Source organism: Algoriphagus halophilus (assembly GCF_041729275.1).
In the GTDB taxonomy this organism is placed as follows: Bacteria; Bacteroidota; Bacteroidia; order Cytophagales; family Cyclobacteriaceae; genus Algoriphagus; species Algoriphagus halophilus_A.
Window position 1 is genome coordinate 3,875,023 of record NZ_CP146486.1, and the last position, 22,539, is coordinate 3,897,561.

Annotated in this window: 26 protein-coding genes and 2 pseudogenes; 17 read left to right on the forward strand and 11 right to left on the reverse strand. The window is 39.8% G+C overall.

The window, feature by feature from the left end; translation table 11 throughout:
- Positions 1 to 122: 122 nt before the first annotated feature.
- Genes V8V91_RS20750 through V8V91_RS20765 form a run of 4 tightly spaced genes read right to left on the reverse strand, consistent with a single transcriptional unit; the run spans position 123 to position 2,333 of the window.
- A complete protein-coding gene (locus tag V8V91_RS20750; RefSeq protein ID WP_373397012.1) occupies positions 123 to 524 on the reverse strand; it encodes a hypothetical protein in 402 nt (133 codons plus the stop codon).
- A complete protein-coding gene (locus tag V8V91_RS20755; RefSeq protein ID WP_373397013.1) occupies positions 521 to 862 on the reverse strand; it encodes a hypothetical protein in 342 nt (113 codons plus the stop codon). Before V8V91_RS20755 ends, V8V91_RS20750 begins: the two co-directional genes overlap by 4 nt.
- A 5-nt stretch (positions 863 to 867) precedes the next feature.
- Positions 868 to 1,833, reverse strand: a complete 966-nt coding sequence (locus V8V91_RS20760; protein ID WP_373397014.1) for a DUF5916 domain-containing protein — start codon at positions 1,831 to 1,833, stop codon at positions 868 to 870.
- Complete coding sequence (locus V8V91_RS20765; protein WP_373397016.1) at positions 1,809 to 2,333, reverse strand: hypothetical protein; 525 nt, start codon at positions 2,331 to 2,333, stop codon at positions 1,809 to 1,811. The genes V8V91_RS20760 and V8V91_RS20765 overlap by 25 nt, the downstream gene beginning before the upstream one ends.
- Before the next feature lie 456 nt (positions 2,334 to 2,789).
- Here V8V91_RS20765 and V8V91_RS20770 point away from each other — a divergent pair, with 456 nt between their 5' ends.
- The 11 genes from V8V91_RS20770 (at position 2,790) to V8V91_RS20820 (ending at position 10,793) form a co-directional block, all read left to right on the forward strand.
- Complete coding sequence (locus V8V91_RS20770; protein ID WP_373397017.1) at positions 2,790 to 3,866, forward strand: DUF4157 domain-containing protein; 1,077 nt, start codon at positions 2,790 to 2,792, stop codon at positions 3,864 to 3,866.
- A 53-nt stretch (positions 3,867 to 3,919) separates the two neighbouring features.
- The gene (locus V8V91_RS20775; RefSeq protein WP_373397018.1) at positions 3,920 to 4,105 is read left to right on the forward strand and encodes a hypothetical protein; all 186 of its coding nucleotides are present in this window, start codon (positions 3,920 to 3,922) and stop codon (positions 4,103 to 4,105) included.
- The gene (locus tag V8V91_RS20780; protein ID WP_373397020.1) at positions 4,065 to 5,093 is read left to right on the forward strand and encodes a hypothetical protein; all 1,029 of its coding nucleotides are present in this window, start codon (positions 4,065 to 4,067) and stop codon (positions 5,091 to 5,093) included. Before V8V91_RS20775 ends, V8V91_RS20780 begins: the two co-directional genes overlap by 41 nt.
- Positions 5,024 to 5,479 (forward strand): hypothetical protein, encoded by a 456-nt coding sequence (locus tag V8V91_RS20785; protein ID WP_373397021.1) that lies wholly within the window; start codon positions 5,024 to 5,026, stop codon positions 5,477 to 5,479. Before V8V91_RS20780 ends, V8V91_RS20785 begins: the two co-directional genes overlap by 70 nt.
- A 434-nt stretch (positions 5,480 to 5,913) precedes the next feature.
- A complete protein-coding gene (locus V8V91_RS20790) occupies positions 5,914 to 6,192 on the forward strand; it encodes a hypothetical protein (RefSeq protein ID WP_373397022.1) in 279 nt (92 codons plus the stop codon).
- 71 nt (positions 6,193 to 6,263) lie between these two features.
- Positions 6,264 to 6,389, forward strand: a complete 126-nt coding sequence (locus tag V8V91_RS20795) for a hypothetical protein (RefSeq protein ID WP_373397024.1) — start codon at positions 6,264 to 6,266, stop codon at positions 6,387 to 6,389.
- 505 nt (positions 6,390 to 6,894) lie between these two features.
- A complete protein-coding gene (locus tag V8V91_RS20800; RefSeq protein ID WP_373397025.1) occupies positions 6,895 to 7,608 on the forward strand; it encodes a DUF6090 family protein in 714 nt (237 codons plus the stop codon).
- Positions 7,598 to 7,933 carry a hypothetical protein gene (locus tag V8V91_RS20805; RefSeq protein ID WP_373397027.1) on the forward strand — a complete coding sequence of 112 codons (336 nt, stop codon included), beginning with the start codon at positions 7,598 to 7,600 and terminating at the stop codon, positions 7,931 to 7,933. The genes V8V91_RS20800 and V8V91_RS20805 overlap by 11 nt, the downstream gene beginning before the upstream one ends.
- A 261-nt stretch (positions 7,934 to 8,194) precedes the next feature.
- A complete protein-coding gene (locus V8V91_RS20810; protein WP_373397028.1) occupies positions 8,195 to 9,004 on the forward strand; it encodes an alpha/beta hydrolase in 810 nt (269 codons plus the stop codon).
- 385 nt (positions 9,005 to 9,389) lie between these two features.
- The gene (locus tag V8V91_RS20815; protein ID WP_373397029.1) at positions 9,390 to 10,151 is read left to right on the forward strand and encodes a helix-turn-helix domain-containing protein; all 762 of its coding nucleotides are present in this window, start codon (positions 9,390 to 9,392) and stop codon (positions 10,149 to 10,151) included.
- Positions 10,152 to 10,394: 243 nt separating this feature from the next.
- Entirely contained in the window at positions 10,395 to 10,793 is a 399-nt protein-coding gene (locus V8V91_RS20820; RefSeq protein WP_373397030.1) for a cupin domain-containing protein, read from the forward strand.
- Between the two features lie 209 nt (positions 10,794 to 11,002).
- Here the strand turns inward: V8V91_RS20820 and ettA are convergent.
- Positions 11,003 to 12,654, reverse strand: a pseudogene (gene ettA / locus V8V91_RS20825) (energy-dependent translational throttle protein EttA).
- A 156-nt stretch (positions 12,655 to 12,810) separates the two neighbouring features.
- On the opposite strand from ettA, the gene V8V91_RS20830 reads away from it, so the two are divergent.
- From V8V91_RS20830 to V8V91_RS20840, 3 genes are all read left to right on the forward strand, one after another.
- The gene (locus tag V8V91_RS20830) at positions 12,811 to 13,728 is read left to right on the forward strand and encodes a DUF349 domain-containing protein (RefSeq protein ID WP_373397031.1); all 918 of its coding nucleotides are present in this window, start codon (positions 12,811 to 12,813) and stop codon (positions 13,726 to 13,728) included.
- Positions 13,725 to 14,057: a hypothetical protein gene (locus V8V91_RS20835; RefSeq protein WP_373397032.1), complete on the forward strand. Its 333-nt coding sequence runs from the start codon at positions 13,725 to 13,727 to the stop codon at positions 14,055 to 14,057. Before V8V91_RS20830 ends, V8V91_RS20835 begins: the two co-directional genes overlap by 4 nt.
- Before the next feature lie 84 nt (positions 14,058 to 14,141).
- A complete protein-coding gene (locus tag V8V91_RS20840) occupies positions 14,142 to 14,363 on the forward strand; it encodes a DUF2795 domain-containing protein (protein WP_008202749.1) in 222 nt (73 codons plus the stop codon).
- 36 nt (positions 14,364 to 14,399) lie between these two features.
- On the opposite strand, the gene V8V91_RS20845 is transcribed toward V8V91_RS20840, so the two are convergent.
- The 5 genes from V8V91_RS20845 to queA form a co-directional block, all read right to left on the reverse strand.
- Positions 14,400 to 15,119, reverse strand: a complete 720-nt coding sequence (locus tag V8V91_RS20845; RefSeq protein WP_373397033.1) for a LytR/AlgR family response regulator transcription factor — start codon at positions 15,117 to 15,119, stop codon at positions 14,400 to 14,402.
- Between the two features lie 55 nt (positions 15,120 to 15,174).
- A complete protein-coding gene (locus V8V91_RS20850) occupies positions 15,175 to 16,155 on the reverse strand; it encodes a sensor histidine kinase (RefSeq protein WP_373397034.1) in 981 nt (326 codons plus the stop codon).
- A 31-nt stretch (positions 16,156 to 16,186) separates the two neighbouring features.
- Positions 16,187 to 17,014 (reverse strand): hypothetical protein, encoded by an 828-nt coding sequence (locus tag V8V91_RS20855; protein WP_373397036.1) that lies wholly within the window; start codon positions 17,012 to 17,014, stop codon positions 16,187 to 16,189.
- A 123-nt stretch (positions 17,015 to 17,137) separates the two neighbouring features.
- The gene (locus tag V8V91_RS20860) at positions 17,138 to 17,821 is read right to left on the reverse strand and encodes a 2-C-methyl-D-erythritol 4-phosphate cytidylyltransferase (protein WP_373397037.1); all 684 of its coding nucleotides are present in this window, start codon (positions 17,819 to 17,821) and stop codon (positions 17,138 to 17,140) included.
- A 109-nt stretch (positions 17,822 to 17,930) separates the two neighbouring features.
- Entirely contained in the window at positions 17,931 to 18,980 is a 1,050-nt protein-coding gene (gene queA, locus V8V91_RS20865; RefSeq protein WP_373397038.1) for a tRNA preQ1(34) S-adenosylmethionine ribosyltransferase-isomerase QueA, read from the reverse strand.
- 126 nt (positions 18,981 to 19,106) lie between these two features.
- Between queA and V8V91_RS20870 the strand changes: the two are divergent.
- Positions 19,107 to 20,353: pseudogene (locus V8V91_RS20870) on the forward strand (ABC transporter permease).
- 70 nt (positions 20,354 to 20,423) lie between these two features.
- Here V8V91_RS20870 and recA read toward each other — a convergent pair.
- On the reverse strand, positions 20,424 to 21,446 hold the full coding sequence (recA, locus tag V8V91_RS20875) for a recombinase RecA (RefSeq protein WP_074222899.1): 1,023 nt from the start codon (positions 21,444 to 21,446) through the stop codon (positions 20,424 to 20,426).
- Between the two features lie 176 nt (positions 21,447 to 21,622).
- Here recA and V8V91_RS20880 point away from each other — a divergent pair, with 176 nt between their 5' ends.
- Both V8V91_RS20880 and V8V91_RS20885 read left to right on the forward strand, forming a co-directional pair.
- Complete coding sequence (locus V8V91_RS20880; protein ID WP_373397039.1) at positions 21,623 to 22,150, forward strand: DUF3108 domain-containing protein; 528 nt, start codon at positions 21,623 to 21,625, stop codon at positions 22,148 to 22,150.
- Between the two features lie 41 nt (positions 22,151 to 22,191).
- Positions 22,192 to 22,413, forward strand: coding sequence for a DUF3108 domain-containing protein (locus tag V8V91_RS20885; protein ID WP_373400770.1), 222 nt, complete (start codon positions 22,192 to 22,194; stop codon positions 22,411 to 22,413).
- Positions 22,414 to 22,539: the final 126 nt, after the last annotated feature.

Here is a 22,539-nt window from a genome sequence, read left to right on the forward strand (position 1 = left end):
GGTTTTCAACACCTCGAAGGTTTTATATATAGCCCCTCCTTCCTAGTTTTAGTCTTCAAAAACAGTTAATAAAATCTGAGCGAAGGCACTCACTTAGGCGAGAGAGTTTTTACCATGCTGATCTACAAATTCAACCAATAGGTCATCTTAAATACCAAAGCACGGGATTTGGACCCGCCAAATTGAATAAATCCTTCCTGTGTTTCTGCCAGGTAATTGTCCGTATACACCAAGAAGATATCTGAAACCGGTGCAAAACGCCATTGCAAGCGTGAATTGATGTTTACATTATCAATTTGACTGTTGTACTGGACAAAGGTGGTCCAAAAGAGTTTTTTGCTGAAGGTAAAATCAAAGCGCGGTCCGATCAAAAAGAGGTTGGCATCGTTATAGGGATCCGGCAAGCGGATGCCATTGTAGGCAAAGTCAATGCTGGTAAAACCCAATGGCTGGTAGCGCCACTGAATGCTACCCTCGAGGTTCCATCGCATCCCATTGTAATATTCCCCTGAGCGGGTGCTCAACTCAAAGGATATTTTTTTCTTGCGTCAGACTGGTACCGCGCGATCAACAGGTTATTGGTGTATTCGGTGTTGGCCTCCAAAGGAAGTCCACCTGTACCACTGGGATCAAAGGATCTAAACAGGTAGGTGTATTGTCTTCGTAGCCTAGCGGAGAACTCAGCAGAGGTGCGCCAAGTGATATCATATAAAATATTCACGTCCCAGTCGAGCAATCCATAGGTTTGGTTCCCTTTCAAATCCACATCAAAGCCAGGACCATGTCGCTGGACTCCTCCACTCGTGGGGTAAAACCTTTTTCGATAGGTCATGGCGAGTTGTTGAAGATCCGTCCGTCGCACAAAACCTACTTCGGGGCATAATTCGCTCCGACCATCTGGGCTCGCATATTAAATTCCCACTCCGGCACACTGTATAGGAATTCCATCCCAGTTGCAAAGGCGCTATCCACCTTTACTTGATTGATATTTTGATGGTAGAAAAACTTTCCTGTGATTTTATTATCTGCCGAAGCCAGGTTATAATCGAATCCAAAGGTCCGGTCCCATTCATTATATAAACTATCGCTGTATTCCTTAGGATCTTCAAAGGTTTGTTTATTGACCAAAAAGGCCGAAATATTGGATCTAGAAAAGACTTTTTGCTGTAAGGAAATCATGGAGTAATTGTAAGAAGGCAATTGGGCCGTTTGATTATCTGCCACTTGCATACTTAAGACCCCCACTCGAAGATTGTCATTTACTTTCCCGCTCAATCTCAAGCCCAGGGGAATACGGGATTGAATGTTCTGCCCGGTATTTTCATCCCGGGAAACTCCAATTCTTCTACTAAAAAATGGCCGTGTATCTCTCAAGCCATAATCCGAAAACAAGTCTGCATTCTCCAGGAAAAACTGCCTTCTTTCAGGAAAGAATATCTCAAAGCGGTCCAAATTGGTTACTTGCTGGTCTACCTCCACCTGAGAAAAATCAGGATTGACGGTGAGGTCCAGATTCAGTCCTGGGGTAATGCCATATTTCACATCGAAACCCGCACTCATCCCAGTATTGGCCTCTAGCCCTTCCGCAAAATTTTGATCATAGTTTCCCGATACAAAGGGTATAAAAGAGAGATTCTTACCACTTCTTTTGGTTGGTTGTTCCCACTCAGCTACCCTGGATGAAGCTAAATTATAGAGACTAAAATTCCGTTGAATCGGTGCCCAAGTGGATCGTTCTGCGCTTTCACTATCTACCCGGTAAAAATTGAGATTCCAAAATTTTTGTCCTTCATTAAATCGTAGGGAATTCAAAGGAATGGCGATTTCAGCCACCCAGTACCCTTGATGGGGCTTGGCCTCTCCCCCCAAACATTGTCCCAGTCCAGACTGAATGATTCGCGGCCACTTCCTCCATTTACCACCAATCCCTCTCTTCGAACCCCAAAGGGATTGATCCCGAAAGAAAAGGCATTCGTTCTATCTTGAAAGGTGTCAAAAATCACGGTAAAATTATCATTGGCAGCCCCTCTAAAGTCCCGTCTGAGAGAGGGGGTCACATAGGACCGGTCATCTGTGGCATTGTACATGATCCCAAGCACATACACATTCTTATCATCGTACAGCACCTTGGCAACGGTCTGATTCACTGCCAAGGAGGAATCGTAGGGAAATTGCTGCATCCAATTATAGGCAGAATCCGCTTCGGCCCAGATTTCATCGATCTCCCCATCAATCACAATAGGAACATCTATTTTCTTAAAAATGATATCCTGTGCAATGGAAACCCTTGTACATAGAAAGAGGGCCAAAAGGAAAATTGCCTTTCTTAACATTTTTTTTACTAGGTAAAGTCGGAAAGCCACTGAGTTAAAGAGCTGTGGCTTTTGGTTGGTAGATTACAATGTTAACCTGAAGAATTGATACTGGTTTCATGGAGACAGTTTTTTTATGTGAGCGGCAGATAATTGCTTAAGGAAAGCTCCATGAATAGGTAGTTTCTGGAACAATTCAATCACTGCCGCTTTAAATTGGTCAGAATTTAAACCGGGTATGCTCGTCTGATTACATTTCATTTTTGGTGCCCTATAAAGCTAAATTTGACTACAAGCGATTTAGAAAAAGTATGCAGCCATCAAAAACCTAGGCATGATTTCAAGGATCAATTCACTTAAATTCTTATTTTGTACTTGAAAGCGCTGTTATCTTTTTGTAAATCAGAAAAATACAGTTCAGTCGGAGCTGTATGTTTTACAATTTTTAAAATGAATTTTTTACCTAACCATCACATCATGCACAGGCACGCTGACCAAACTCCAAAGAATCCCAAAGCTACGGGAAGAAAGGCAACTCATTCTGTGAAGCATGCTGTCTCTTCTCAACAAAGTGGGGTTGAGTCTGCTTTTCCCTGGGTGGATAATCGGTCGGAGGCAGTAGCCCAACGGAAACTGAAAAAAATGGCGAATTCCAGCCTACAGGTTCAAGCATCTGTTCCATTGCATAGGATGGAAGGCAATCATTTATCGCCCAAATCTCCTCCTATCCAGAAGAAAGAGAATAGGACGGGCTTACCTGACTCTCTTAAATCGGGAATTGAAAATCTCTCAGGTTTCACTATGGATGATGTGAGAGTGCATTACAATTCCAGTAAACCTGCTCAACTACAGGCTCATGCCTATGCTCAAGGTAAAGATATTCATATAGCATCCGGGCAAGAAAAGCATTTGCCTCACGAGGCATGGCATGTGGTACAGCAAAAGCAAGGAAGGGTAAAACCGACCATGCAAATGAAAGAAAAAGTCAATATTAATGATGATGCTGGCTTAGAGAAAGAGGCAGATGAGATGGGATTAAAAGCATTTCAAAATCAGTCTATAGTTCCCAATTCTTCCTTGCAAAACACCTCTTTTCCAAAGACCACAACTCAACGATACCTTATTCCTGAAAATGAAGTTGATGGTAGTTTTACTTCCCAAGTATCTCGTGAAAAGGAGGGAGGAGGAAAAACATTTTTAAATCAATTCGGAACTGGGGCCCAGCTAGAATCAAAAACTTCAAGTAAAGTTCGAGTGGCTGTTACAGGAAAAATGGCAATTGAAGATTCAGACAAAGGAGCTCGACAAGCCAAATTTTTCTACGCAGACAGTGATATTTTAAATGAAGCTAATCAAGCGATGGCAAAGATTAACTCACCAATTTCTTTTGAAGAAGGGACTCAAGTGATCACTGTTCAAGACCAAGAAGGTAATGATCATCAATTAAGTCTTATCATTCCTGTTAAACATGCCGGGACTGAAAATCAGGAAACAGGCACCAATGTAAAGATTCCGAAAATTGTAATGATGCGGCATGTGCTATTACTAAAATAGGCGGTGGGGGACAAAATAGATTTCAAGGAAAATTCAAACCCGGAAGCGAAACTATGGATCCACCTTCTGGAGATTTAGGGTTAGAACTAGTGGGTAGACTAGCTAGTTTTTTACCTGCCTATTTAAAGGCAAAAGAATATGAGCAATCTTCCGGATTCAGTCGATTCTTTCAATCCGAGCCTATCGAAGAAAAAATTAATGGAGATCACACGGGATCACTCTTTAGATTCAAGAGATAAGATTACAGGGTATCAAGATGGTTTGAGCGAATCGAAATTAACAGCGAGAATGGAGGACATGAAAGATAGAATTGGAGGCTATTATTCCAATGAATTTTTAAATAAACCCAATTCCAAAGAAATCATTGATCAATTGGGGATTAATGAAAGTGCTGCCCCAGATGCTGGTGATGCCATGGCTATTTTTTCAATAGGAAAATCAATTGGAGATGTAAGTGGTGATTTTAGTGTGATGGATTATCGCACAGGTAAAATGATCAATAAACCAGCACCTTATCATTTTGCAACAGTCATTGCCAGAAGTGGAGCAGATTATATCACGATGGAAAACTACGTTAGAAGAAATGAAGAAGCTGACGACCATGCGCCTGCAGATTTAGATCCCAGGTATTTCTTTAGAATGTATGGGCCAGAAGCCCAATCTTTTCATAGCGAAAATGTAAGTCGTTACCCTAACGCAATGACTTTGGCATTCAATAAACCTGTACAACAAGTAACTCAACTAAAGAGCAATGCACCTGTCCAGTTTAATCCCGAAGAAGAAAGCGCTAGAGAAGTATTAGATCATTTGCCTGATGGTCCAGGCAACTTGACCTCGAGTTCGGAAGAGGCAAAGAAACGTTTCCACAGAGCCACTCGATTGGAACAAATGTTACTTAAAACAAATAACTCTGTTGACAATTCCCCAGAAAATCAAGATATGAAAGAGTTGGCGAGAGATGCTCTTTATAGAAAAGAGTTTATGACTGAGGAGGGAGATAATCAAATGTCTGTCAGTTCCCATGTAGGAAAAGACAACAATTTATATCAACCAATCAACGGAGAAAAATATAGAGGTGTGTTGAGAAAAGAGAAATTAGATGACATTAAAGAATTAATAGAAATAAATAATGATTTTGGAAATTTAATTGAGATTGTATGGAGAGATTTTGTTTTAAAGAAAACAGGGGAGGATCCTGTGACCATATCTCTGCATCCACCTTTTTAAGCCTTGTAGAAAAAGGAAAAGAACCAGTACTTATCAGTTATGAACCTCAAACAGATAATGAGTATGAAATAAATCCACCTAATGAAAAATTAAATAAACATAGATCAGTCCTAGTTCAAGAGGGAAGTCTTGGCAAAGAGGTAGACCCATGGTTCCCTAAAGAAAATAAAGTGAATTTGTTTGAATCTGCTGAAGAAGCGCAAGACAAACTAATAAATGCAACTTTGATATGGCAGTGGAGACCTGATGATAAAGAATTTGTGACAGCGGTACAAAATGAATTAGAAATAAGATATCAGATGCTCCAGAAAGAAAATGAATTAAATGACGAAGGAAATGCAGAAGCCATTAAAGCTCTTTGGGAAATAAAAAAAATAGAACATTAATGTTTATTCGCAAGAATGGTATTGATACCCACCTATAACTTGCGGCGTAAGAATTCAAATTTGAGTAAACTAGATTTAACTTTTGCTTTTGATGATTTATAACCTTGTGGATCAAAATGTAAATTAGGGACCTTTAAATTCAGTAAATCGAAGTTTAATCAAGGAAGAGGTGAGAAGATTTTAGTAAATCATTACTCTAAAAAACTTCCATTTTCCAGTCTTAATGGAGGAAAGTAGCGGAATCCTCTCTCTATTTTAGCCCTTGAATCCCTAATCTTTCAAGATGAACGAAGGATCATATCACTTAAATTCTTATTTTGTATTTGAAAGCACTATTATCTTTTTGTAAATCAGAAAAATACAGTTCCATCCGAGAAGTATATTTTGCGTCAACCAATTTTTAAAAAGGAAATTTTTTACCTACCCATCACATCATGCAAACACACGCCGAGCAAACAGAAAAACATACAAATTCTACTAGAAAAACGGTAACCAATCCATTACCTTCTCATCCAAGCAATTCGGATTCCACGCTTCAGCTGGTAGACAACAGACCTGAGACGGTTCATATGAAAGATTTACAAAGTATTGCAAATAACAGATCCACCACTAATCTACTCCTCCAAAGAAAATCAGTGAGAGATCCTTACCTATCCAGGCAGGAATCTGTGATTCAGCAAAAATCAGGAAGTCATGGCAAAAAAAGAAATTAAATGTTCAAGGAAGTTATACAGACAATGGTGAAACACAGAACTTCAATGACAGAGATGAAGACATTTCCATTGTGAAAGGTCATGGTGGATATGAAGATCAAGGGGCTCTTGCAGAGCAATGGGTAAGAAAGGCATATCGTCTATCCCCAAATGCTGTAGTCACTATCACGAATTACAGTTTCTATACAGCAAAATAAACTAAGCTATGCTTTCAAGGTTAGCACCTGCTGATCTGGTAGAGAAAACCACGTGAATGCCATCCTGCACCTAAATCCTAGGATTTTAAATTCGCGTTTTTAAAAGCCCAATATTTTTCATCTTAAACATTTAACCACGAAGTTCACCAACCATTTGATTATTCTTTGGGATTACCACCACCATATGAATGGGGTGTCAACTAGCTTAGTCACTAAAGTCCATTGCCCACAGTCAACTTAAATCAAATCAAGCATCCTACAAATTTGAAATAGGACATTTTCATCAATTAGAAAGATATCCTAAATTTTGAAATCAAAAACTTTTGGAGCCAGTTCGTGAAGTACCCCCTAAAATCCTTATTTTGAGTTCAATACCAACTAACCCACTATCATCCCACCGACATGTTCATCCAGGGAATAGTTGAACTCGGCTAATACAAGTGAAGTGCTTCATTTTACTAATGAATAATCAATGATAAAATTCTTCCGAAAAATTAGACAAAACTTGCTGGTAAAGGGTCAGACGGGAAAATACCTAAAATATGCCCTTGGGGAGATCCTACTCGTTGTCATAGGAATTTTAATAGCACTTCAGATCAACAATGCAAATGAAAGTTTTAAGCAAAATCGCAAAGCCAAAAACTACGAAGTGACCTTAATTGCAGAGCTGAACGCTGATTTGATGAGGATTAATCAGCTAGATACCTTATGTCAGAAAATGCAGAAAGACATCAATGATTACCTCTCCTATTTCAAAAATCCAGATAAGGAATATGAGGTAGTCATTCAAGAAATGGAAAAAGTGAACTATTACGGTGATTTCTACCAAAGTATTGCCTATACCATCGATGATATTATTAATACGGGCAACCTAGAGCTATTTAACCAAGAGATAAAAAATGCCATTTTAGAATATAAAGCCACGCAGGATTTTTATGAAAAAAACAGGGAAGAAGTGGTCCAAAAATATGTCTTAAGTGATCTCGAATTTGAAAATGCGGTAGATATTCTTTCGTTTAATGATCTCCCATCCGACGAATCCAAAACCCTCAATAATTGGCTATTTGACTTCAAATCAGAACAATACAGGTTGTTCAACAATAGAGCGCTTTCTATTTTACGGACTTATTATTTCCGATCCGACCAAAACACCAAAATGAGACTCAGTATTGAAAACCTGCTAACTGTACTAAACAAGAAAAACAGCAATGAAGAGTAAATTAATTTTATTATCCATCCTCTTATTAGTTGCATGTTCCAGTAAAAAAATCGAAGCGGATTTTATAGAGATTGAAAATAACAATGCTCGATTTGAAATTGTGAATAACAGCGAGGAAGATATTAGTAAAATCACCTTTGAAATACGATACTTAGACAGTTCAGATGGCATCTTACTTTTAGATACCGTATCCTATCAAATGAGTAATGAGGGGCCAAAGGAGCCCCTTCCTTTTTTAAAAGCGAACGACAGAACCTTTATCGTTCAACGTGCACCCGATCGATGCAGCAGAGCAGAAATAATGGTAGTGGAGATTGATCCTTGAGTTGAAACTTCTCAATTGAATACGTTCATCTTACCCCCAGAAAGCAAACTGACTTCCGAACACTGACCACTGAGAACTAATTCAATATACCACTAACCTAGTGACCAAAAACTCTTGGGATCAAAAAGAGATGGAAGACATTGAAATCCTTATTTTGGATTATTAAACACTGAATGAATACAATTGAAAACCATGTAGATAGCTTTGAACAGGATTTAGATGATTAGGTTTACACGCGTGTTGCCTACAATAAAAAACGATATGAAAGGATTACTTGTATTTGGATTGATTTTAATTTCTCAGTTCTCGATGGCTCAAGACACGATCTGTATCAACAGAACCATTGAGCACAAAATACATTCTGAATACTTACAAGAAGAACGAAGCTATTGGATAAGCCTACCGCTAAATTATTCAGATACATTAAGCTACCCTGTCATCTATGTCTTAGATGCTGAATGGAGGTTTGACTTAATAAGAAACATCACTTTTTATTTAGGTGCAGACGGGAAAATTCAAAACTCAATCATCGTTGGTATTCCCCATATTGACTGGGAAGAAAAAAGAGGTCGAGACCTAACTTTTAGTCAATCAAGAATTGAATATGATGGTGAGAAAGTTGATTCAACTTGGTACAATGATTCAAATTCTGGACAGGGCATGAAATTCTATGATTATTTTATTCATGAATTGATTCCTGAAGTAAATAACAACTATCCCACCAATAATTACGAAACGTTGATTGGTCACTCTTATGGAGGTTATTTTGGGGGATATATCTTATCCTTAAATCATCCTTTTGAAGTGATTCATATTTACGACCCATCAATTTGGTTTAGCAATGGAGAAGTTATTCATAAACTAAAAAACAGTAATTTACAGAAGGAGGTAAAAATTCATTTAACCTATCAGCCTATCCCAGAATTCCACAAAAGCAAAATTGAAGAATTCATATCAGAGCTAAAGAAGAACCAGAAAGTAAGTTTGACCACTGAATTTTATAAGAATGAAACTCACAATTCTTTGTTTCTAGATAGTTTTTACCAAGGAATTACGAAAACCAATAATTGACCTGATTTCACTACTGCCAACCTACCTCCGGCAGGCAAGCTGCCAACTGCGATTATCTAATTGAAATAAAACCTTCGAGGTTCCAAAGACCTCAAAGGTTATCCTTGCAATTCCTTGCTGTTCAGGATTTGTAATCCTGAACTTATCACTAATTTTTAAAATCCAACTGTGGACCCTTCTAAGTACTTGGACTGTAGGAAGACTATCCTTATTATTGAGCATTAAAAAGTTCTACATTTTGGATGAAAGGGACATTTTAATTTCAAAACTATTGTTGCTTAGCCTAGCTTCAATTTTGACCCATTTTGTAAAACCAAATTAAATCACCGGGGTTCAGAAAAAAGTGAAACTAGAAAACTTAAAAATATCAGGCATACTTGGCAAAATGACATCCAGTCAAAAAGATGATTGTTATGCTGTTTGCTGGATTAAAAATGGAGTTAAGGGAATAAAAATCAATGATTCTGTCTATACAAATGTGTCTAATGCTATCTTTTTTCTCAACCCAACTTATGATTGGGAAATATTGAAAAAAGATACTTCCGCCTTTTCAGGATACGTGCTATTAATTCCTAAACAGATTTTGAATAACCCTATTTTCAAAAATCTTCATATTACAGAGGTCAGGCTTTTTAATGTAGATGAAATACCCAAAATAAACCTTTCTCCAGGCATCGAATTAAGAGTACAATCCATATTGGAAATGCTCGATGAATTGATCAGTACCAACTTAAAACATCGGGAGGAAGCCATTTTATCCTTGCTGAATACCTTCTTTGTATACTGTGATGGAAAATGCAATATCAAATCGGTCATTACCGACAATAATGCAAAATCTGCTTTGGTGTATAAATTCAAAAAAAGTATTGACCGAAATGTAACCCAATACCATGAGGTGGGTTATTATGCTAACTCCCTCCATATTTCAGATAAATACCTGAACGAATGTGTAAAGGAAGTTTTGGGAGTCAATGCCAAACAACTGATTGATGAACAGTTGGTCATGCGTTCAAGGCAAAATCTGAAATTCACAGACAAAACCATCAAAGAAGTGGGCTATGAGCTAGGGTTTTCATCACCGGATTATTTTAGCTACTATCTCAAAAAAATGACGGGGCTCACTCCCTCCCAGATCAGAAAAAGTTGATTAGGGTAAAATTCTAAAGGATTACCGAGTTTTTCACAATACCCTAGGGGTTAAGGAATTCTATTTTTGTCCAAACTACAAACGAAAAAATTTAACCATGGACAGAAAAAAATTCATTAAAACATCAGGTTTAGGACTTGGACTGGCAATCATTCCAGGAATTTCTAAAAGCAATATTCGATCTAAAAAAACGCTTATTCGGATAAGCTCGATCCAAAAATCATCAAGGATAAAAAAGGAGAAGTGCTCAACGTACTCGGAGATATTCAGACCCATAAATTGATCGGAAGCGAAACAGCAAATCAAATAGTGGAATGGGTAGACGATGTAGATCCTGGAGTGGGTATTCCTCCACATATCCATACCAAGGAAGATGAGATTTTTCGAGTGATCAAAGGCCAGGTTGAAATCATGGTCGATGGAGAAGTTTCTGTACTTGAAGCTGGAGACATTGCTTTTGCCCCAAAAAACATCCCTCATTCCTGGAAAGTAGTGGGAACAGAAAAAGCCAAAATGATCACAAGTGCTTTTCCGTCTGGAATAGAACATATGTTTAGGGAATTGGCAAAACTACCTGCAGGTCCACCTGACTTTGAAAAAGTGGCCAAAATCTGCGGAGCCCATGGGATTTCATTTGTCTAAAGCTATTAAACATAAAAAAGTTAAAAACCTTTGAGGAGTTTCCTATCTCTGATCTAATTCGACTTCAAATAGGATTCTCTTCAAAGGTTTTTTTGTGTAAAGTTAGTCTTGAACTTCCTGCCCAAAGGCTAGCAACCGAACACTGAACACTTAGACCTACCTCCGGTAGGCAAGCTGCACACTGCGACTATTTTCAGCTTTCTGACTTCTTATTTTAGATTTTTGTATCGAATCCTCTTCGGCGTCACATCACCCAGTCGTTTCTTCTTGTTTTCCTCATAGTCGGAGAAGTTTCCTTCAAACCATACCACTTCAGAATCTCCTTCAAAAGCCAGAATATGCGTACAGATTCTATCCAAGAACCAACGGTCGTGGGAAATGACTACGGCACATCCTCCGAAGTTCTCCAGAGCTTCTTCCAAAGCTCTCAGGGTATTCACATCCAAGTCGTTGGTTGGTTCATCGAGTAACAACAAGTTGCCGCCTTCTTTTAGTGTCAATGCCAAATGAACCCGGTTACGCTCTCCACCGGAAAGTACTCCCACTTTCTTCTCTTGATCTCCTCCACCGAAGTTGAATTTAGATACATAAGCTCTTGAATTCACTTCCTTGTTACCTAGCTTCATCAGCTCATTTCCTTCAGAAATGGTCTGATAAACCGTCTTATTAGGGTCCAAAATATCGTGTCCCTGATCTACATACGCTAGTTGTACAGTCTCTCCTACTTCGAAATTACCGGCATCTGGTTTCTCCTGTCCTGTAATCAATTTGAAAAGGGTGGATTTACCTGCACCATTGGGGCCGATCACTCCGACAATCCCACCTTGTGGCAAAGCGAAAGTCAGATTTTCGAACAAGAGTTTATCTCCATAGGCCTTAGAAACACCATTTACCTCAATCACTTTGGCACCCAAACGTGGTCCTGGTGGGATAAACAATTCCAGTTTCGCTTCTTTCTCCTTGGCTTCCTCTCCTACCAATTTATCATAGGCACTCAAACGTGCCTTTCCTTTGGCCTGACGGGCCTTCGGAGTCATTCTGATCCATTCCAGCTCCCGTTCCAAAGTCTTCTGACGTTTGGACTCTGTTTTCTCTTCCTGCTTCAATCGGTTTTGTTTTTGGTCCAACCAAGAAGAGTAATTGCCTTTCCAAGGAATACCTTCCCCACGGTCCAGTTCCAAAATCCATCCTGCCACATTATCCAAGAAATAACGGTCGTGTGTCACGGCAATGACCGTTCCTTTGTAATTCTGTAAATGTTGCTCCAACCAGTGTACCGATTCAGCATCCAGGTGGTTGGTCGGTTCGTCAAGTAACAAGACATCCGGTTCCTGTAATAAAAGTCGACATAGTGCCACTCTTCTTTTTTACCACCTGAAAGGTTGGCTACGTTGGCATCACTAGGAGGAAGTCGCAAAGCATCCATGGCTTTGTCCAGCATGACATCGAGCTCCCAAGCGTTGGCAGCATCCAGTTTTTCCTGTACCTCTCCTTGTTTGGTGATCAGTTTATCCATGGCATCCGGGTCCTCCATCAAGGCAGGATCCATGAACTTCTCATTGATCTCTTCAAATTCTTTTAGCAAAGCAATCGTCTCGGCTACAGCCTCTTCCACCACCTCTTTCACAGTCTTAGAAGGGTCTAATTGAGGTTCCTGCTCCAGCATTCCTACGGAATAACCTGGAGACCAAACTACTTCACCTTGGTATTCTTTATCCTTCCCGGCGATGATTTTCAGCAAGGAAGACTTACCGGAACCGTTGAGTCCGAGGACCCCAATTTTGGCTCCATAAAAAAATGAGAGATAGATATCTTTTAATACTTTTTTCTGCGGCGGATAGATTTTTGAGACTCCAGCCATAGAAAAGATGATTTTTCTGCACTCATGTGGTATATTTTGCGTTACAAATTCACTAAATGGTAAAGATGGCAAAAAAACCCCTTTCTTAGGATAAGTGCTTTTGAATTAATTAATTTGCCAAAAATTGGAAACGACCACCTAACCTACTGTAGAGCAATGGAGCATCCGTATGGATATATAAAGGATAACAAAGTTTATTTAAAAGGATTTTTAGGTCAGGATGACAGAGTGATTGGAGAGGTTAAGGAAGACGAAGCCTCCACGATCAGCTATTTTGAAGCGAGATTCGATCAACTCAAGGAGAAGGTCGAAAAGCTAAAATCCGATATTCAAGAAAACCAAAACAAAGGTTCTTTTTTGATGAAGTTGATTCATCTGAGAGATTCCTTGATGCAAGCGGATGCCTTGGGCGATTTTATTCCGCTGATTGAGGAACTCAATAAGGAAGAAGAATACCTAAGTGAAATTATCCAGGCCAACCGTTCCAAAAACTTGGAAGTGAAGAAAGCATTGATTCAGGAAGCGGAAGAAATGAAAGACAACACGGACTGGAGAGAAACCACTGAGGCTTACAAGGATCTCAAAATGCGTTGGATCAAAACAGGTCCGGTGGAAAAAGAGTTGGAAGAGGAGATTGAAATGAAATTCAATGATGCCGTTCAGCATTTCTTCGAGAATAGAAGACATTATTACGAAGGATTGGCTCTACAGGCGGAAGAAAATATCAAAGTATATGAAGCCTTGGTGGTGCAAGCCAGAGAGGCGCATGATTTCCCAGATGCCAAAGTAGCTTTTGAAATCAGTAAAAAAATTCAAAAGGAATGGAAAGCATCCGGAAAAGTCCCTGCTGAAAAACGTCAACCTTTATGGGATGAATTTTCCAGACTTAATAATCGAATTTTCTCCAGATACAAGCGGACCTTGAATCCAGGACCTTCGATGCACCCTAGAGAGATTATTCGAAAGGCGGAGCAGCTGACAGACGAAATCAAGAAGCTGGCAGGTCAGCCAACCACCTATGAATTGATCGGTCAAGCCAAAAAATTCAGGAAGAATGGAAGAAACTTCCGATGAGAAAGCCGAAAGAAGTGAATTTGACGGCAAGATCATACCAATTCTTCATGGATATCGTTTTCGAGAAAGCTTTTTTGGAAAAACTCGTACACGGTAAATACGAGGGTTTTGACGAAAAACCTGCAGAAGAACAAAAACAAATAAAAATTGCTTTATTAAAAGATCTGCTTCATAGAGATCAGACTGAATTGGACACGGCACAGAGTAATTCTGATAATTTCCGCGTTCAGACTCAGGATTTTGAGATTATGATGCGAAAAAAACTTTCAGGACTGAAAAGAAAAGTGGATGTAAAAAATTATATTTTGAGACAACTTTCTTTTAAATAATCAGTACTTGATTACATATTTCAAAAAAAAGATAATTTTGCAACCCTATTAAAATCCGGAACACCTATTAATTAAATAAACACTATGTACTGGACACTTGAACTTGCCTCTTATTTAGAAGATGCTCCCTGGCCTGCGACCAAGGATGAGTTAATTGATTACGGCATCAGATCTGGCGCGCCACTTGAAGTGGTCGAGAACCTCCAGGAATTAGAAGATGACGGCGAACCTTATGAAACAATTGAGGAAATTTGGCCTGATTATCCGACCAAAGACGACTTCTTCTTTAACGAGGACGAATATTAAATCGAGAGCCCTGGCTAGCCTGGGGCTTTCTACTTTTCATAATCCTAGTACCTGCCTAAGTCGAGAATAACCCGATTTACTGACTGGCACTTGCTTCCCATTTCTGAGCTTAACCAAGAAATTCTCCCGCTCATAGGGTTCAATTTGGGTCACTTCATTTAAGTTGACCATAAAAGACCTATGTACTCTTGAAAATTTGGAGGGATCCAATACTTCTTCCAGGGATTTCATGGTCATCTTTTTCAGGTATTTCCCATCTTTCACATGAATGGCGATGTAATCGTCTTCAGCTTCAAAATACAGCACCTCTTTGATCGGGATGATCTTGATTTCATTCTTAACCCGCACTACCAATCGTGTGCTTTTCTCCGCCAGTTGATTTACCCCCTCTTGTAAAACCTCAGGGGATTGATTGAGGTATTTCTCAATCGCCTGATTAAACCGAGTTTGGGAAAATGGTTTCAGTAAGTAATCAATCGCTTTCGAATCAAATGCCTTGAGCGCATATTGATCAAAAGCAGTGGTAAATATGACTACCGGTGGTTCATCCAACAATTCCAGCATTTCAAAGCCGGTGATTTTAGGCATCTGAACATCCAAAAAAATCAGATCCGGTTGATGAGTTTGAATAGCTTTTAATCCCTGAAACCCATCCTGGCATATTTCCAACACTTCAAACTGTGGAAATGCTTTTAAATATTCCTGTACGATGGAAGCCGCTAATGGCTCATCATCTATGATTAGTGTTTTGATCATTTCAATTGTGGAATTTTAAGCGTTACTGTAAATCTCCCTGCATTGGAATCTGTCTTCAGCAAATCCGTTCTTCCAAAAGTAATTCAAGCCTTCGCTTGACTGAACTCAATCCAAATCCCACCCCTGAAGAGGGAGTGCTTTCTTCATCAAAAGGGTTGGCAATCTGGATCATCAGGTAATTTTGTTCCTTGAAAGCTTTGACCTGAATATCCACGTCTCCTGTAAGGCCATATAAACCATGTTTAATGGCGTTTTCCAACAAGGGCTGAACTAAGAGCTGCGGAAGCCTTAACTCCTCTGAGAGCTCTCCGGAATCGATCTCCACATGCAAGCGATGTCCGAACCTGACACGCTCGATGTCCAGGTACATTTTCAGGTAACCCAACTCCTCTTCCAGACTTACCCATTCTTTATGATCTTTTCGAATGGTCCCTCTCAAGAAATCGGAGAGTTGGAGTACCATTTCCCTAGCTTTTTGAGGTTGGGATACCACTAGGGCACTAATGGAATTCAAACTATTGAACAAGAAATGCGGCTGCAATTGCTGCCTGATGGAAGTCAACTCAGCTTCCCTGGAAAGTTGGTTGATTGTGGCTTCTCTTTTTTGCGTTTCCTCCTGGAGCTCCAATTTGGAGATCACTAAGGCAATAACCGCTACCAGAATTTCAGGTACGGCCAAAAATGCCCAACGGAGGTAAAAACTCTCCTGAAGCAGCTCTAAATAAAATACCTCTTCATTAAAGAGCCTTTGAAGAATCATCTTGTGCACCAGGACTCCTACTAAGCTCAATACCAAGGGAATACTGAAAAGCAACCAACTGTTTTTTCCTTTGGGCATGTAAAATCCAAAAATGATCTCCAGTACAAATACCCCAGCCAAAAACACTCCAGTATACGCCAGCGCATCCGGCCAGGCAAGATTGGCTTCCACTCCAAAGTTTCTCAAAATAAAAAAGCATCCCAGAAACCAACCAAAGGCGGTTCCTGAGATGATGTATTTGATAAGCTGGGGTTTTGTAAACGCCTTAAAAATCAAAATTTCTTTGCTTTAGTTGGACCGAATTTCATTAATAAGATTTGATTTCCAAACCTCCGAAGAGCACGGTTCCTTTTAAGATCAGCACTTTCTCCGGATCGATCATTGAATCTCTGTACACACGCTTATCGTCAATGCCAGCAGCGATATTGCTAACCTCCGATCTAACATCCCAGTGCGGCGGTACTACCAATTTCATACCTCCAAAAATAACATCCACCTGAATGGTTACCGGTCCCTGAATATCCGCTTGAGTCAAATCCAAATCAATCCCGCCGAAGGCAGCAGTCAATTTACCTCCTTTGAGGTTCTTGGTCAAGATTCGCTTATTGACCCCGCTTAGGATGGCATCGATGTTTAGCGTATCCGAAAAGGAGGTACCGGACATGTTTCCAAAACTTGATTTAGCTCCAGCTCCGGTATCCGTTTTGGGATCAGAAGGATCTTCTACGACCTCTTCATTGGAACTCCCCAACGTGCTTTTCTTTTGATTGACTTGCCATTTGGCCTGAATATCCCGAATCAAATCTTGTTCTTTTTTCTTTTTGGTAATCAGGTACACTCCCAGTACAATTAAGGCGATTGGGAAAATATATCGGTCTAAGGCGAGACTAAAACCAAACTCATTTCTCAATAAGAAATAGGAACCCAGAAAAAGCATAAAGCCACCAAAAAGACTTTTAAATTCGTGCTTGATCAAGGTAAACAAACCTATAGCGATTAATATCATCGGCCAAGTGAGGACCCAAGAAGGAATAAAAATACCTACTTTTTTAAGTAAAAGAAGAACACCGATTATCAGGATAACAAATCCGAATATGATGCCTCCGTCGTTGCGTGGAGAAGAATAATTTTTCATGAGTGCATTGATTAAAATTAATAATCAAATGTATCTCTATGCTCTTAATCCGGAAACGACAAATAGGTCAGATAAAGTCACGAGTCGGTAAGCGCCACTAAAAAGTCGGTAAAAATGCTAAGGTCATTTTGCTTTTCCCTGAGAAAGCAAAAATTCCCCGTAGGCCAAATCTTCCGGAGTGGTGATTTTGATGTTCTCCAAATTCCCTGCTATCAAAGACACTTGCCAGCCCTGGTGTTCGTAAACAGTGGCATCGTCGGTAAACTGAGGGATTTCAGTCACTTGAAAAGCCTTTTTGATTTTAGAAAGCAAGAAGGTCTGAGGCGTTTGCACCAATCTAAAATCCTGTCTTTCCTGGTAACAAGACTTTCCATCATCTCCTAGCTTTCTAATGGAGTCTTTCAGCGCAATGACGGCGATGCCACTTCCGGATTGCAGAGCTTCGTGGAAGGAATGTTCAATCACCTCTTTTTTCACAAAAGGACGAACCCCGTCGTGGATTGCTACCAACCCTTCTTCCCATGTCAGGGTATCCAAGCCATTTCGTACCGATTGAAACCTTGAATTTCCACCAGCAACTAGTTCGTGTGGTATTTGGAATTGGTATTGGTCGCATAATGCTTCCCAATAAGAAAAATCGGTACCAGGAATGACAAGAATCAATTTGATGGAGGGATCTACCTCATGAAAAACCCGAAGAGTCCTCATCAATACAGGCTCACCTCCAATTGGCAAATATTGCTTGGAAATTGGTGCTCCCATGCGGGTGCCTTTACCTCCAGCAACAATAACCGCTGCTTTGTTCATTTTGTGAATTTTGTAACAAAAATATCTAAATCTGTCCGATTAGATTTTCACTGCAAATTATCAAACCATCAAGAAATAAAAAAAGCTCCCTGAGGGAGCTTTCAATTTATTAGAGGATCAACATGGCATCTCCGTAAGAGAAGAAGCGATATTTTTCCTTGATGGCTTCTTTATATGCTTTCATCACCAAATCATAACCTCCGAATGCTGCTGCAGTCATCAACAAGGTAGACTCAGGTAAATGGAAGTTAGTGATCAGGGCATTTGCAATTTTGAACTCGTAAGGAGGAATGATGAATTTATCGGTCCATCCTGCGCTAGCTTTCAACCGACCGTTAGCAGTTACAGAGGATTCTACCGTCTTCAAAGAAGTAGTACCTACTGCCACCACTCGCTTTTTCTCATCCAAGGCCCTGTTTACCAAAGCTACAGTCTCCTCAGGGATGCTGTAATTCTCTGAATCCATTTTATGCTTGGTCAAATCTTCCACATCAACTTGACGGAAAGTACCCAATCCCACGTGCAAGGTAATTGGAGTTACGTCTACTCCTTGAAGTTCTAATCTCTTCAATAAATGCGGGGTAAAGTGCAAACCTGCAGTAGGCGCTGCCACTGCTCCTACATTCTTTGCAAATACAGTTTGATATCTTTCTCTATCTTCTGCTTCTACTTTTCTTTCGATAAACTCTTTCAACAAAGGAGTTTCACCTAAAGAATCAATGGTCTTATGGAATTCTTCTTCCGTCCCATCAAAAAGGAAACGGATAGTTCTTCCTCTGGAAGTCGTGTTGTCAATGACTTCTGCCACGAGGTCAGAATCTCCAAAGTACAATTTATTTCCTACTCTGATTTTTCGAGCAGGATCCACTAGGACATCCCAAAGTCTCAGTTCAGAATTCAGTTCTCTCAATAAGAAAACTTCGATTTCTGCACCTGTTTTTTCTTTGTTTCCGTACAACCTGGCAGGAAATACTTTGGTGTCGTTGGTGACGAAAACATCACCTTCACCGAAGTATTCTACGATATCTTTGAAAACTCTGTGTTCGATCTCCCCTGTGTCGCGGTGCAATACCATCAGACGGGATTCGTCTCTGTTTTCAGTTGGATAAAGGGAAACCAGTTTTTTTGGAACGTCAAATTTGAAATCCGATAATTTCATAGGAAAGCTTTAGTAGTCTGAGCTTGATTTGTTTATTTTAGATTAACTCTAAAAAATGCAAAGATAATAACAATAATGCCCAATTTCAGCTATCTTAACAAATTGTTTTAACCAACTATATTAAACATGCTCTTTTTCCAATTGACTTGGGAGAGTTTTCGGTTCGCAGTAACTGCCTTAAAAGCCAATATCACTAGAACTATCCTCTCTCTATTAGGGGTTACGATCGGCATCTTTGCCATCATCGCTGTATTTACACTAGTAGATTCTTTAGAGAATAATATTAAATCTTCTTTTTCATTTTTGGGAACCAACGTGATGCGGGTGGATCGCTTTCCTTTTGCCAGCGGACCTCAGGACTATCCTTGGTGGAAATATTTCCGAAGACCTCCGGGACCCTCTCGGAATATCGTTTTCTTCAAGAGCGTTTAAAATCCGCTGAAGCGGTTACTATTTCTGCATCTGCCAGCACTACCGTTCAAGCAGGCAGTAACGCGTATCAAGGTATGCAGTTGACCGGAGTGGAATACACCTACCCTGACGTTTATGACCTACCTTTAGAGGAAGGAAGATTTTTCTTGGAGTCTGAGATCAACGCTTCCAGAAACCTGGCCATCGTAGGTAGAAAAATTGCTAACACCCTGTATCCAAACCTCCCGATTTTAGGAAAGGAAATAAAGATCAAAGGAATCAAATTCACCGTCATTGGAGTTTTTGAAGAGGAAGGCGAAGGACTTTTTGATGCACCATCCAAAGACGAAGCTTGCGTGATTCCGTATGGAGCATTCAGTAAAATGTTTTACACAGGGAAAAATGGAATTGAACCGACCATAGCCGCAAAAGGAAAAGAAGATGATATCGGTTTGGTGGCCTTGGAAAATGAATTAACAGGATTAGTCAGAGCCAAAAGAGGCCTGAAACCTACTGAAGAGGATAACTTCGCCTTGAATAAGACCGAATTTATTCAAAATGCCATCGGCTCTATATTCGATGTAATTTCTATTGCAGGCTGGGTGATTGGAGGATTCTCCATCTTGGTAGGAGGATTTGGTATTGCCAACATCATGTTTGTGTCAGTCAGGGAGCGAACCAATATCATCGGTATTCAAAAATCTTTGGGTGCTAAAAACTACTTTATTCTATTCCAATTTCTTTTTGAATCGGTCTTTCTAAGTTTAATAGGAGGGGCCACCGGAATCTTGATCGTGTTTGGCCTGAGCTTTATTCAGCTGGGTAGTTTGGAGCTGATTTTATCCTTTAAAAATATTGTGCTTGGCCTGGGTGTCTCCTCCATTATTGGGGTAGTTTCCGGGATTGTTCCAGCCACACTTGCTGCCAGAATGGATCCTGTGGAAGCCATCAGAACGACATAAGAATATTAATTATAAGACAAAAAAAGGGAAGCTTGACGCTTCCCTTTTTCATTTCACGAATAGTATTCACTTATTCTTTTATTTCTTCAGCGACCGCTCCTAATCCTGCTGCTGCTTTAATTTTCACTTCCAATTCTTCCATTAACTCAGGATTATCCAAAAGAAGGTTCTTCACAGAATCTCTTCCCTGTCCCAACTTTTCCCCATTGTAGGAGAACCAGGATCCTGCCTTCTTAATAATATCGAACTCTACACCCAGGTCAATGATCTCTCCCACTTTTGATATCCCTTGACCATACATGATATCAAATTCTACGACCTTGAAAGGAGGAGCCACTTTGTTTTTCACCACCTTCACTCGAGTACGGTTTCCTAAAATATTGTCAGCGCTTTCTTTGATTTGGCCGATTCTACGGATATCCAGTCTGACAGAGGCATAGAATTTCAATGCATTACCCCCAGTGGTGGTTTCAGGATTCCCAAACATCACCCCGATCTTCTCTCTCAGCTGGTTAATGAAGATACAGGAACATCCTGTTTTATTGATCGCGCCAGTTAATTTTCTCAAGGCTTGAGACATTAATCTAGCTTGCAATCCCATTTTGGAATCTCCCATGTCTCCTTCCAGTTCTCCCTTGGGAACCAAGGCAGCTACAGAGTCAATTACGATGATGTCGATGGCGCCAGAACGAATTAAATGTTCGGCAATTTCCAAGGCTTGTTCCCCGTTGTCAGGTTGGGAAATCAACAAGTTTTCTGTATCAATCCCCAATTTTTCGGCATAGGTTTTGTCGAATGCATGTTCAGCATCAATAAACGCAGCTAAACCTCCGGCCTTTTGGGCTTCAGCGATACAATGCATGGTGAGTGTGGTTTTACCAGAAGATTCCGGTCCATAAATTTCGATCACTCGGCCACGCGGAATCCCTCCTACACCTAGTGCCATATCCAATCCAAGAGAGCCTGTGGAAATAGCAGGAATATCCAGTACTTTGTTGTCGCTAAGCTTCATCACAGTACCTTTTCCATAGGTTTTCTCCAATTTATCAATGGTAAGTTGGAGCGCTTTTAGTTTTTCTGCGTTATTACTCATGAGTTTTATTTTAAGAATCTATTGTAGGTGAATTTAGTTAAACAACATGCGATAACCAAAGAAGGATCAGCCATTGTTTTCGATGGGCAAATTCGTAATTTTATTCACCAAACGACGCTTTTTCCGTAATACCTTATGAAAAACTTAATTTTTGTCAGGTATTGTCAATAAAATTTATGAGAAAACTATCCGGAATTTTTTTCTTGATCCTAATTCTGTGGAGTTCCAATTCATTTTCCCAACAATACCCATCAAATGAGGCCTTCACTTTTGGTGAAGAGCTCAACTTTGAAGTGAGCTATGGATGGCTGAATCTTGCGGATGCGAAGTTGCAAATCAATAGACGTTCCCAAACTCAAAACAACCGTCCCCATTATAAAATAGATGTGTATGGAAAGACCAAAGGAGCCGCAACGATTTTCGGAAGAGTCAATGACAATTGGGGAACCTACTTGGATACCAATACCATTCAACCTTCCGTATCGTATAGACATATCGAAGAGGGAAAGTACAGGAAACATGAAAAAGTGTACTTTGACCAAGCCAATAATAAAGCATTGGTAGAACTCTATGAAAAGGACAACAGGACGCTCAAGAGCGTGAAAGAATATGATTTGCCAGGAACAGTCCAGGATTTGGTCAGCGGATTTTACTATTTAAGAACACTGGATTTAAGAAAGCTCAAGCCTGAGAAACGGTTTTAATCAAAGGTTTCTTTGACAAAGAGATATATAACATAAAGTTAATATATGAGGGCACTGAAAAGCTGGAAACCGAAATTGGTGAGAAAGAGACTTATATATTCTCTCCCCAACTCCCCAAAAACAAATTGTTTCGAGGAGAGTATCCAGTAAAAGTATGGGTTACTAAGGATCAGAATAAAATCCCTGTTAAAATTAAGGCCAATCTATTTTTAGGTTCATTGAATTTTGACATCATCAATGCAAAGGGATTAAGAAACAATTAAGTAAGATTCACTTAACCTTTGCTTAACCTCTCCTTTTAAAAACAGAATAAATCATTGGAAACCTAAAAAAGCGCTACCATATCCCGCTTTTTATTTGGCTTCAATCTTTAAATATTCCTTATTTTT